The 12903-nt window shown below is 32.2% G+C and carries 11 protein-coding genes; all 11 read right to left on the minus strand.

Annotated features, from left to right (window positions below):
* Nucleotides 1-34: 34 nt before the first annotated feature.
* Complete coding sequence (locus ABDJ34_RS06575) at nucleotides 35-718, minus strand: ZinT/AdcA family metal-binding protein (protein WP_412701798.1); 684 nt, start codon at nucleotides 716-718, stop codon at nucleotides 35-37.
* A gap of 338 nt (nucleotides 719-1056) precedes the next feature.
* Nucleotides 1057-1959 carry a nucleoside hydrolase gene (locus ABDJ34_RS06580; protein ID WP_412701799.1) on the minus strand — a complete coding sequence of 301 codons (903 nt, stop codon included), beginning with the start codon at nucleotides 1957-1959 and terminating at the stop codon, nucleotides 1057-1059.
* A complete protein-coding gene (locus ABDJ34_RS06585) occupies nucleotides 1952-2770 on the minus strand; it encodes an energy-coupling factor ABC transporter ATP-binding protein (RefSeq protein WP_412701800.1) in 819 nt (272 codons plus the stop codon). Before ABDJ34_RS06585 ends, ABDJ34_RS06580 begins: the two co-directional genes overlap by 8 nt.
* Nucleotides 2770-3606, minus strand: a complete 837-nt coding sequence (locus ABDJ34_RS06590; RefSeq protein WP_412701801.1) for an energy-coupling factor ABC transporter ATP-binding protein — start codon at nucleotides 3604-3606, stop codon at nucleotides 2770-2772. Before ABDJ34_RS06590 ends, ABDJ34_RS06585 begins: the two co-directional genes overlap by 1 nt.
* Nucleotides 3606-4349 (minus strand): energy-coupling factor transporter transmembrane component T family protein, encoded by a 744-nt coding sequence (locus tag ABDJ34_RS06595; protein ID WP_412701802.1) that lies wholly within the window; start codon nucleotides 4347-4349, stop codon nucleotides 3606-3608. The genes ABDJ34_RS06590 and ABDJ34_RS06595 overlap by 1 nt, the downstream gene beginning before the upstream one ends.
* Nucleotides 4346-4969 carry an ECF transporter S component gene (locus tag ABDJ34_RS06600; RefSeq protein ID WP_412701803.1) on the minus strand — a complete coding sequence of 208 codons (624 nt, stop codon included), beginning with the start codon at nucleotides 4967-4969 and terminating at the stop codon, nucleotides 4346-4348. The genes ABDJ34_RS06595 and ABDJ34_RS06600 overlap by 4 nt, the downstream gene beginning before the upstream one ends.
* 135 nt (nucleotides 4970-5104) lie before the next feature.
* Nucleotides 5105-5515 (minus strand): GNAT family N-acetyltransferase, encoded by a 411-nt coding sequence (locus ABDJ34_RS06605; protein ID WP_412701804.1) that lies wholly within the window; start codon nucleotides 5513-5515, stop codon nucleotides 5105-5107.
* A gap of 84 nt (nucleotides 5516-5599) precedes the next feature.
* On the minus strand, nucleotides 5600-9703 hold the full coding sequence (locus ABDJ34_RS06610) for a cell wall-binding repeat-containing protein (RefSeq protein ID WP_412701805.1): 4104 nt from the start codon (nucleotides 9701-9703) through the stop codon (nucleotides 5600-5602).
* Nucleotides 9704-9966: 263 nt separating this feature from the next.
* Nucleotides 9967-10263, minus strand: a complete 297-nt coding sequence (locus tag ABDJ34_RS06615) for a helix-turn-helix domain-containing protein (protein ID WP_154253948.1) — start codon at nucleotides 10261-10263, stop codon at nucleotides 9967-9969.
* Nucleotides 10250-10612, minus strand: coding sequence for a type II toxin-antitoxin system RelE/ParE family toxin (locus tag ABDJ34_RS06620; RefSeq protein ID WP_412701806.1), 363 nt, complete (start codon nucleotides 10610-10612; stop codon nucleotides 10250-10252). Before ABDJ34_RS06620 ends, ABDJ34_RS06615 begins: the two co-directional genes overlap by 14 nt.
* Before the next feature lie 87 nt (nucleotides 10613-10699).
* Nucleotides 10700-12793, minus strand: a complete 2094-nt coding sequence (locus ABDJ34_RS06625; protein WP_412701807.1) for a Tex family protein — start codon at nucleotides 12791-12793, stop codon at nucleotides 10700-10702.
* Between the last annotated feature and the right edge of the window lie 110 nt (nucleotides 12794-12903).

Here is a 12903-nt window from a genome sequence, read left to right on the forward strand (position 1 = left end):
CGTCCCTGCCCTTTGTCAATTTCATATTCCAACCTTATTCTTCGATTTCTCCGATAATTTGTTTATCAGTTGTGTTTGGTTTTACGAAAGTTGGGAACCATCCTTCTTTTGCAAATAATTCTTCCTTGTCATTGCCATATCTCATGTGGAAATGTGTTAATTCTTCTTCGCCGTGAATTGGCATCATCAATAAAACTTTGTATTTTGCGTTAGAATCCACAGCTTCAAAAACATCCCATTCTAGCATATGTGATCCGTGTTTTACAGCCTTTTTTTCTACAAATTTGTACTCAGTTTCAGCTATTTTGTCTCCATTTTCTGAAGGAATTTTGCTTGTGAAAGTAATTTTATTTCCTTCGATTTTCAATCCATTGAATTCACATTTTCTTTTTTCAAGATAATCTGATTTTGCTTTTTTCTCATCGACATTTTCTTTTTTCGCTAAAGTTTTGAAAGCACCTTGAACTTCTGGCTTTTCCAAATAGCTTCCCATATTGTTCCATTCTCCAGCCCAATCAGATAAGCTTACTTCTTCTTTTTTGTCCTCAGTTTTTTCAGTAGCGTTGTTGTCTTCTTTTTTGTCTTCTTGTTTGTCTTCTTGTTTTTGTTCAGCTTGTTTTGTGTTTTCTTTCGGTGCATCTTTTTGTGCTCCACAACCATTCAGCAATAACGCCGCTGACATCACTCCAACTATAGCCATCAATTTTAATTTATTCATATCAATACTCCTTATTTATATTTGTTAGTAAGAAAATACAAATAGTTATTAATCTCTCAAAACAAATTCGAATGCATTCTAATTTTATTAACTAATTAACTTACTACAATAAAATTTGGTTTTCTATTCTATTTTTCCTATTCAATTTTAAATATGTAATAAGTTTATTTGAGAATTAAAACTTATTTAGTTGCAAATTACGTCTAATCTGCAAAATCAATTGTAAAATGTATCCTACTAACTTTATCCAAATAAATAATAACACTATTTTTTTATTATGTCAATAATGATTATCATTCCTATTTAGAAAAACTCCGAGATATTTCTCGGAGTAAGTTTTATTCTGTTAGAGCTTGCATCAATATTTCTCTGAATTTATCGATGTCGATTTTTGTGATAACTTTGCAGTTGTATTCACCATTTTCTTCTTTGATTAAATCTCTGTAGCTCATTCCTCTTGTTTCATCGTTTTGGGTGTCGATTTTGATGAACATGTCTTCCGTTTCGAAAACTTCTGGATTATCCAATACGATTACTGAGCAAGGGTCGTGAATTCCTGCATCGTTTGACGTGTAGTATTTCAATATTTTGTGTGCAAATTTGGCTGTTTTTGTTTCAATTTTATCCAAAAATTGAATTTGTTCATCAGTTATACTGGCTTTTTGTGTTACATTTAATCCTGTCATTATGATTTTAACTCCGCTTTCAAATACGATTTTCGCTGCTTCTGGATCGACGAAGAAATTAAATTCGCTTAGACTTGTGACGTTACCTCTTGTGATGGAGCCACCCATTATGCTAATTTGCTCGATTTTTTCCTTATCTTCAGGAAAAGTTCTAAGAAGTAGTGCAATATTTGTAAGTGGTCCAACTGCAATTATCGTGATTTTTTCAGTTGAGTTTTTAATAATTTCGTGCATCATTATAACAGAATTTTCGCTTGTAAGTTCAGCCACATCATTTGATTCCATCATATCTCTTAATCCTGCAATTCCATCATTTCCATGAGCTGATGCGAAATAAGGCTCTCTTACAAGTGGTACTTCTTGTCCTTTTCCCATAGGAACATTTATGTCCAAAAGTTTTGCCAAGCATTGCATATTTCTTGTTGTGTGTTCGATTGATACGTTTCCGTTTACTGAAGAAAGTGCCAACAGCTTTAAATTTTTCGAATTTTTAATTGCAAATAAAGCTGCTGCATCATCAACTCCCGGATCAAAATCCAATATACAATTAATCATTAGCATCTCCAAAATTTTTGATGTAATCTACAAAATCATCCACTGACAATAATTTTTCATTCAAATTAATTGAGTTGCAAAGTCTTTTGACAACAGGTGGTTGGATGTATGCTTTTTGTAGGATTTCATCTTCATCAAAAACTTCCTTCTTATCAGCATCTTTGATGATTTCTTTGTTGGACATCACGACAACTCTGTTGAAGTTTTCAACGACAAATTCCATGTCGTGTGTGATTGTTATAATCGTTTTGTTTTGTTCGTGCAAATAGTCAATAACTCTTTTCAAACAATTCATAGAATAAGCATCTTGCCCCGCAGTTGGTTCGTCAAATATGAATACATCGCAGTCATTTGCGATTGTAATGGCAATTGTGATGAATTTTCTCGTACTAAAAGGTAAGTCGTACGGATGGTCGTCCAAATATTCTGAAAGTTCACAGATTTCACAAGCTTGTCTGACACGTTTATCCATTTCATCTTCGTCGACTTTTAATGCTCTCAACGAAAAAGCGACTTCATCGTAAACTGTGGAGTTGAAGATTTGATCGTTAGGGTTTTGGAAGACGTAGCCTACTTTTCTGGATATTTGTGCTGTGGTCATGTCTTTTGTATTTTTTCCATCTAACAAAATCTCCCCAGAATTAGGTCTCAATAGTCCATTCATTAGTTTTGCACAAGTCGATTTGCCGGCTCCATTTTGTCCCACGATTGCAACTTTTTCTGAAGAATTCACGACCAAATTCAAATCGTTAATCGCTTTGAATCCGTTAGGATAAGTAAAGCTTACATTTTTAAATTCTAATTTGCTCATTAGTTTTCCTCCAATTCTTTCTTGCATTCATCTAAAGTTATAGGTATGTTTTTCAAAAATCCTGGCTTTTCTTCATTTAATTTGTATGCAAGTTTTGAAACTATAGGCATAGATACATTGTGCTGTTCGATTTTATCGTTTGATAAAACTTCGTGAGTTTCACCATTGAAGATGATTTCTCCATCGTCCATTACCACAACTCTATCGGCGTATTCTGCTATCAAATCAATCTTGTGTTCTACCAGTATTATTGTTTTGTTTTGTGATTTTAAAAGTTTCAAAATATAGAAGATTTCTTCAGTTCCTAGTGGGTCAAGCTGACTTGTAGGCTCATCAAATATCAATACTTTTGGATTCATTACGATGATTGAAGCTATCGCTACTCTTTGCGATTGACCACCTGATAATTCGTTAAGATTTTTGTCTTGCAAATCTTCTATTTTAAGTAATTTAATGACATCAGTTACTCTTTGTCTGATTTCTTCTCTTGGAACTCCCAAGTTTTCTAGTCCGTAGGCTATTTCTTCGAATACAGTTTTCTTGATTCCAGAGATTTGACTGAATGGATTTTGGAATACAAATCCAACTAATTCCGCCATTTCTCCTCGTTCGATATCGTTGATGTTTTTATTGTCGATAGAAATACTTCCTGTGATTGTTCCTTGAACGAAGTCTGGAATTATCCCTCTAATGATATTGCACAAAGTCGTCTTGCCGGAACCATTTTTGCCAATAATCCCCACAAATTCTCCTTGCTTCACGTACAAATCCAAGTTTTTTATCGTTTTATCTTCTTGAAGTTCATATTTGAACGAAACATTTTTAAGTTCTATCATTATTTAAACCTCCACACCAATACCAACACAACCAATGCAATGAAAACGTAAAAAATAATTCTGTCTGCAGTTGTTTTCTTGATTTCTTTGAGACAAGTTTTTTCGTTTTCAGATGCAAATCCACGCGCTTCAAGTGTAATTGTTTTTTCGTCTATTTCTGAAAGTGAAGATATAATCAAAGGTCCAAGAGATGGGAAGAATGCCTTGGCTCTGTTTTTGATGGAACCTGTAGTTTCAATCCCACGTGCTTCTTGTGCTTTGATGATTTTGGAACTTTTCTTAATCATTTCTGGAATCATAGTCATTGTCGCCATAATTACGTAACTTGTAACGTGGCTTACGTTTTTTTCTTGAAGAGCAATCATCAAATCTTCAATGTCTGTAGTTTCGAAGAATAACAAAAACAAAGTGATAAGCGTCAATATGAACTTAGTTTGTTCCAATCCATTTAAAATTCCGTTAAGTGTCACTCTCATAAATCCTAAATTCAAATACACGTGTTCATACACGTGTTCTGTGGATTTGTCCAAGAAAAGTTGGAACAAGAACATTATCAAAAGCACTAGCAATAATACTATCCACAATTTTTTCACGTATTGTTTGAATTTATTATCCAACAAAGCTAATATCAAGCTTAATGGAAGTACAAAAAGATATGCAAATTGCCATGGCAAAACCAACGAAATAATAACCGTAATTATAACCATAAAAAGTTTTGTTGTTGGGAAAATTTTAGATATCATTTTGCACCTCTCACGTATTTGTTCTTCTTTTCTTTTATGTATTTAATTCCATTAGGATATCTCAACAAATTTCTGTTCGGAATTGATTTTATTAAAAAATACACCGCAAAAGAAGTCAAAAATTTGTCCAAAGTTTCTGTAAGAACCGTTGACCCTATTACAGACTCCCATAATCCTTTTCCTGTTGCAACCAAAAAAGTCGTTATAGCACTAGAACCACTCGCTCCAGTAACTCCTCCAAACACCAAAACAGTAATCGGCGCAGATGTAATCATTGCCACTAACCAAATAATAATTCCTACTACGAATGTTTTTGCTGGAGTCTTGAACATTCCTTTTTTGCCACACCAACCAGCAACCAAACCAATTGCACCACTTACAATCATGTATGGTAGTTGCGTAGGGTTAGTAACAGATGTCACGATGTTTGTGATAACACCTGTAAGAAAACCGATCCAAGGCCCACACAATACACCTGTAAACACAGTTCCTATAACATCCAAATAAACCGGTAATTTTAATGCTGCAGTCAAATTTGCACCAACAAAATTGATAGCTATACCAAGTGGAATTAGTAAAATTACCGACAAGTTATAGCTCATCTTAGATTTAGATTTCATAAATTCCTCCTATAAATTTTACGAAAGAACTTTTCGCGTTGAATAAATTTTATCATAATACGACCAATTAATAAATCATTTTTCGTTAAAAATACGAACAAAAATTTTCTGTTACTAAAATATTTAATTTAAAATTTACAAAACTCTTAGCATACCCTTCTTGTTAGGAAATTGTTTGAAGTTAAATTTTTCGTAAAATGCATCATAAGGAGTGTTCGCCAACAAAATAATATACGCATCTTCATCGTAATTTTCGTCCAAGTATTTGTTAATCTCATTCATTAAAACTCTTCCCAAACCATTTTTCTGATATTCTGAATCCACCATCACATCAGTAACCACAAGACTAATCGCCCCATCTCCGACAACCCTTGCCATCGCAATTAACTTATCCCCATCATAAATCGATGAAATGAAAAGAGAATTTTCGATTGCAACCTTCGCATTCTTTTTCGATTTTCTATTTCCAATACCAGATTTTTCGCGCAATTCGTTGTAATCATCTGGACTAACTGCTGCATTTTTTATAACGTATTTTGTATTCATAATTCACCTCACAAATATTATCCATTATTTTTCTAAATTTCACAAAAAAAGAGATATCAGCTACATGCCAATATCTCTAAGGTTTTATTTTGAAATACTTTCTACTCCTCCAATTACTTGGATTTCTTTGATATTAGAATCGTTCAAATATTTTTGAACAGATGCTGGGATTTTATCTTTTTCAAGTAAAATTATTGGAGTTTTATTGATTTGTGTTATAGGACCTGCAACCAATGCATCTACATAATTATATCCATTTGCTACAAGGATTTTTTCTGCATTTGGATAGATGTGTTTTGCACATTCTACTGAAGTTTCAAATCTATCTTTGCCACTTAATCTAGTTACTTTTATTCCCATAGATACAAGCTCTTGTTCGACTTTTTCTGATACAGAATATTTTCCACCTACAATTACAATTTCATTTATATTCCATTCTTTAATTGCTTTCTTCGTGTATTCATTCAATTCATCGATTTGAGTTAACAATACTGGGATATTTTCCTTGGCGGAAATACTATTTCCACAAAGTGCATCGACAATGTTCACTCCACTCGCCAACACAATTTTGTGTTTATTTCCAGATTTTTCCACGACTTTTTTGCCAACTTCGACAGATGTTTTGTATCTATCTTTGCCGGAAACTCTGACTACATTGTATCCTTGTTGTTTTAAATTAGATTCTACTGTTTTTGATATAGTAGATTCTCCACCTACAATATAAATATTTTTTGCGTTTAATCTTTTAATTTCATTCAGAGTATTTGCATTTACTTCTGATTTACCACTTAAAAGTATTGGACTTTTTAAAGATGTCGCAAGTGGAGTTGATGTCAATGAATCTACCAATTCATTTGCTGATGTTAATACTATATTTTCAGAAGATGTAAAGTGTTTTTTAGAAATTTCAATAGCTGTTTGATATCTGTCTTCTCCTGAAATTCTAGAATTTGCAAATTGCTTGTACAAATCTTCGAATGATTTCACTTCTTTTTTATCAGAAGGATTAGTATTATCTCCAGGATTACTTGGGATCACTGTGCCTGGATTATTCGGTTTATCGTCCGGTGTACTTGGCTTGTCATCTGGTTTATTTGGTTTATCATCTGGAACACTTGGATTATCTTCTACTGGTTTTTTAGTATATTCAATCGCGATATCATTAATAGACAATGTTTTTGTTTTAATGTCTACTAAATCTTTATCTTGCTTGAATGGCAATAAGTTTAAGTTTCCATATTTGTCGATTTCATAAACCGCTACAACATTTTTATCATTAGGAACAACTCTTTGTATTGTGAAATCTCCTAACGCCATTTTTGTAACTTCACATCTATGAGGATTTATTAATTTGAATCTGAATAAATCAAAATCTTTTCCAGAAAGTTGTCTTACATCTGATTTTTCTGGATATGTTGTTTTAAGCATCAAATCTCCAAAGTTCATTCCTTTGATTGTTGTACTTTTATCTTCAGATTTTAATTCTGTATTGTTATCATTTTCTGTTCCTTTTGGAACTAACGTAAGATAAGTTGCGTTAGTGCAAGAAGTTTGATTGAATACATATTTGCCGTCGCCCCATTTTAATGGATGGTTTGGTCCTCTTTCTGATTTATCAACAAGTGTGAATGGGAAATTAGCAATTGCAAATTCATCTTTTGAATCTTCAACTCTTACTGAATATTGCACTCCTTCGTACAAATCGATTGGTGTAATAGGCACTCCCCATTCATCTTCTTCTAAAGTAGTTGCAGTTACAGTGTCGTATTCACTTGTAAATATCAACTTAACATTGCTGTAATCTTTTGGATTATTCTTATCTTGTAATATTCTTACATAATCAATAGTGTATTTATCTTTGATAACTTCATCTTTTTTCAAAGGTCTTATTGTTAGATGATCAATTTTTGGATCAACTGGTTTTGCGTAAGGGTTTTTAGTTTTGTGTCTAATTGGTAAATTTCCTTCGCCATTTGCTTTGAAATAAAATTCGTTTACTTCCTTATCAAAAGGAGTATCTGATAATATGAATTGCTTATTCTTAGAGCCAGTTGTTAGCATATAGTCGTCATTTTCATATACGTACAATGATGCCAATTCCCCTTCATATGCCATGAAAGTTCCAACTTTTTCAGATCTAGTTAAATCATATAATGTGAAATACAAATATTCTCTATCTGATAAAGGTCTAGTCTTTCCATCTTCATTAACCATAATTGGAATTGGAGCCATTTTGACTTTTTTGTCAGATAATTTGCAAACATCATCCACAGATTCTTTTGAATAATCTAACTTAGTCAACAAAATTTCTTCTACAACTTTATTATCATCTGTTACTGCTACAATTTTACCATTCATTTTTTTTGCATTTACTTTTAATGTATCTAACTTATATTCGTCGTTTTTCTTCAAACGAATTTCGTATTTCTCGCCTTCTCTTAAAGTGAACTTAGCTTTTGCAGATTTTGATTTGAAGTTTGAAACTTTTTTCGTATTCAAGTCTTCAAGTTCAAATTCCAATTCTTTGTCAACTGGCAATCTGTTGCAAGAACCACACAATACATCTAGTTCAAACTCTTGATCCAATTTTTCTTCTGATTTTTTGCCATATTCAATTACAGTATCGTAAATGGACAATGTTTTTGTCTTAATATTTGCCACATTATCTTTCACAGTATAGTCTAGTTTTGTAAGACTTCCATCTTTTTCCACTTGATATACAGCTTTTACTGATTTGTCTTTTGGTATGTTTCTGTGAATTGTAAAATCTCCATCAGCCATTTTGGAAACTTCACATCTTTTTGGATTGATTAATTTAAATCTAAATAAATCAAAATCTTTTCTTTCCATTCCTTTGATTTGTGATTTATTAGGATGAATTGTTCTTAAAAGTAAATCCCTAAAATTCATTCCAGAAACAGATGTATTTCCGTTTGCACATTTAATTACTGTGTTATGTTTATTTTCTTCGCCTTTTTTAACCACAGTAATGTAGTTTGCATTTCCACAATATGAATGGTTGAATCCGTATTTTCCATCTTCCCATCCCAATGGATGATTAGGTCCTCTTTCTGATTTGTCAATTATAGCGAACGGGAAGTTTTCTATAGCGTATTGTCCCTTAGGATCTTCGATTTTTACAGAATATTGTACTCCTTCATACAAACTAAAAGGACTCAATAAAGTTCCGTATTGATCTTGCAAAATAGGAACTGCAGTCACTGTATCGTATTCACTTGTAAATACAACTTTTAAATCCTTAAAATCTTGCTTATCTCCTTCAATTGGTGCTATACAAACATAATCTAATGTAACTCTATCATTAATCTTTTCGTTTTCTTTTAATGGTCTTACAGTCAATGATTCTATTTCTGTTTTTGCTGGTTCTAAGTATGGATTTTTTGTTTTATGTCTAATTGGTAATTTGCCCTCTCCATTTTGTCTGAAATAGAATTCACTAACAGGTTTTTCAAATGGCTTGTCCGCTAGAATGAACTTTTTATTCTTTGGGCTTGTGAATAGAATGTAATCATCTTTTTCATAAACGCTTAAAGCTGGAATTTGTCCATTTATAGTTTTTACTTCGCCAACTCTCTCAGCTTTAGAAGTATTATACAAATTAAATATAACTTCTTCATCTGATTTCAAAGCTCTTTTATTACCATTTTCTTCCACCATCATTGGAATTGGTGCCATAGTTACTTTTTTGTCTGAAAATTCACAAACATCGTCGACACATTCCTTTGAAAGATCAATTTTAGCTACTTGAATATCTTCTAAAATGTAGTTGTCTTCTTTTGCTAATACAAGATCTCCTTCAAACTCCATTACTTCTACATTAAATGAATCCATTTGATAATCTTTGTTCTTCTTCAAAGTGATTTTGTATTTTTGACCTACTTTAATATCTTTGATACTAAACTTTGCAACTCCTTGTACTGAAGTAAACTCCATCACTTCTTTTGTTTCTAAATTTTCTAATTCAAAATCCAGTTGGTTTACAACAGGAGTCATATTGCACACTTTGCACAATACTTTGACAGAAAATTCCTTTGTTTTGACATCTGATTCTGGTAATGTGGCTTCATTATTTACATTACCATCAACTTTTTCATCTGCTGCTTTTGCTACTGGAGCATATCCAAAAACAAGCGCAAAAGCTAACAGAAAAGCTACAACTCTTTTCAAAGCTTCCTCCTAATGATTTTATTTTTGGTAGTTAATTTTATACCGATATTATTATAACTTAATAACACATTTAAAACAATTAATTTAATATAAATTTATCATCTTATTTAAAAACAAAATTATATACTTTATCGCAGCATATTTATTTGCAAATAACGTAAAAAAATCCTAATTAATTGCTAAACTAATTGGGAGTTTTTATTGAAAATATTTATAACTTCATCGACAAGGAAACCAATCCTCTTCAATATATTCTGAATTGTTTATTTTGAAATTTGTGTATTCTTTTTTACAAATTCAATTTTTAAATCCATTCCCAAACCATCAGCTAGTCTTTTCAAAAGATTTATGCTTGGATTTCTGGTTCCATTTTCTAACTTACTTATGTCTGATTGATCAATGCCTGTCTTTTCAGATAATTGCTTTTGTGTTAAGTTTTGAGATGTTCTTGCAGAAACTATAGCTCTTATAATATCCATATCTGGTTGAATGTTTTTATATTCATTTGCAAATTCTTTATTTTCCAATTGCTCTTTTAAATAGTTATCAAAAGTCTTCATTTTTTGTCCTTTCCATAAAATCATCTCTGTATTTTTTTGCTTTTTGGATTTCAGACTTTGGCGTTTTTTGAGTTTTCTTTACAAATCCATTAGTTAATATAATTTTTTTATCAAAATAAAAAAAATACAAAACTCTTGTAATATCTCTGCCTTGCTTTGCCCTGAGTTCAAATATACCATCTTCTAAGTGTTTGCTGTAAGGTTGTCTTAAATCATTACCAAATTCTTGCAATATTTGAATCAATCCAACTACTTTTGCTTTCATTTTAATAGGTAAATTATCCAAAAACTTTTCTACTGGTATTTCTCCATTTTCTTTTTCATATAATATTGCTTCAAAATCATTCATATTTACCTCTGATTATATTTTATGTTATATATCCCATATTGTCAATTGAATTTTCTCATAAAAATAAGCGCTATAATAGCGCCCATTTTATAACTTCATCGACAAGGAAACCAATCCTCTGTCTTTATCTATTCCAATTATTTTTACTTTTACGGTGTCACTTACTTCGCACACTTCTCTTGGGTTTTTGATGTAAGAATTGCTCATCTTAGAAATATGGCAAAGTCCATCTTCTTTTATTCCGATGTCTATGAATGCTCCGAAGTCCACGACATTTCTAACCGTTCCTGTGACTATCATTCCTTCTTCCAAATCATCGATTGACAATACATCTTGTCTTAGAACTGGTTTTGGCATTTCATCACGTGGATCTCTCCCCGGTTTTTTTAGTTCTTCGATTATATCACGCAAAGTAGGTTCTCCTACTTCTAGTTCTTCGGATAGTTTTTTCACATCTATATCGTTCAAATCGTATTTCATAATTTGTTTTGCGATTTCGTAACTTTCTGGGTGAACTTCTGTGTTATCTAATATTTCTTCGCTTTCAGGAATTCTCAAAAACCCTGCACATTGTACGAATGCTTTTGGTCCAATTCCTTTTACTTTTAAAATTTCTTGACGATTAGTGAATGGTCCGTTTTCTATTTTGTAATCCACGATGTTTTTCGCAGTTGTTTTCGTAATTCCAGATACGTAATTCAAAAGCGCGGAGCTTGCTGTGTTGATGTTGACCCCAACTGTGTTTACGCAATCTTCTACAACTTCTTCAAGTGATGATTTTAATTTCTTTTGGTTGACGTCATGTTGATATTGTCCAACTCCTATTGATTGTGGAGAGATTTTGACCAATTCTGCAAGTGGGTCTTGAATACGACGTGCAATCGAAATAGCACCTCTGATTGTTACATCCAAGTCAGGGAATTCTTCGATTGCAAGTTTTGATGCAGAGTAAATACTAGCTCCCGCTTCGTTTACGATTGCATAAAAGATTTCATCGTCGATTTGTGCCAACAAATCAGATACGTATTTTTCTGTTTCACGAGATGCAGTTCCATTACCGATTGCGATTAGCTTTACATTGTATTTGTCGATAAAATCCTTCAAAGTTTCGTCTGCTCTTTGAATTTGTTTTCTGGCATCTGTCACATAAATTACAGCACTGTCCAAGAAATCCCCGTATTCAGAAATTACTGCAACTTTGCAACCAGTTCTAAATCCTGGATCAAGTCCTATAATTGCAGTTTCTTTGATTGGTGGTTGCATCAAGTATGGTTTCAAATTGCTTTTGAATACGCCGATTGATTCGTCGTCTGCCATTTCTTTCATACTTTGACGTACTTCTGTTTCGATTGATGGAACTATCAATCTCTTGTAGCTATCTTTTACTGCTTTTTCAATCAAATCATAGCTTTCAAAATCATTTGTTCTTGCGATTTTTCTCATAATTTTGAAAATATTATAATCGTCATTTAAAATGAACGAAACTTTCAAGAATCCTTCTTTTTCTCCTCTAAATACCGCAAGAACTCTGTGTGCTTTGACATCTTTTACTTTTTCTGAATAATCGTAGTACATCTTGTATGTGCCGGATTCGTCTTCATTTTTTTCTTCAGTTTTCATAACCCCATCTGTTATGAACGAATTACGAACTATATCTCTGAATACTTTTTGTTCAGATACGAATTCTGCTATGATGTCCAAACTTTTACTAATAGCATCATCAACTGTTTTGATTTCTTCTCCGTTGACAAATTCTGAGGCTTTTTTCTCAATCTCAGATAAAGAGTGAGTTTTCTCCATTATCATATCTGCTACTGGTTGTAGTCCCAATTCTACAGCGATTGATCCACGAGTTCTCTTCTTAGGCTTAAATGGAAGATAAATATCTTCTAATTCTGTCAAAATAGTCGCTTCGTCGATTTGTTTTTTCAAATCTTCAGTGAGTTTTCCTTGCTCATCGATAAGACGTGTGATGTCGTCTTTTCTTTCTTGCAAGTTTCTCAAATATGTAAGCCTATCGTTTAATTGTCTCAACGTTTCGTCAGTCAAATTCCCAGTGATTTCTTTTCTGTATCTGGCGATAAATGGAATTGTATTTCCCTCATCTAATAATTCAACTGTCTTAACAACGTTATCATATTTTATGCCTAATTCTTCTGATAATTTTTGTAGTATATTCATTCTCTTCCTTCTCTTTTAATAAACTATAATCTATATTTTAACATTATTTTATTTATTTTTCCACATTAAAGCAATTTGCACCAAAATTTCAAAAACCATCAAGCAAAACA

Source organism: Finegoldia dalianensis (assembly GCF_046255015.1).
GTDB lineage: Bacteria > Bacillota > Clostridia > Tissierellales > Peptoniphilaceae > Finegoldia > Finegoldia magna.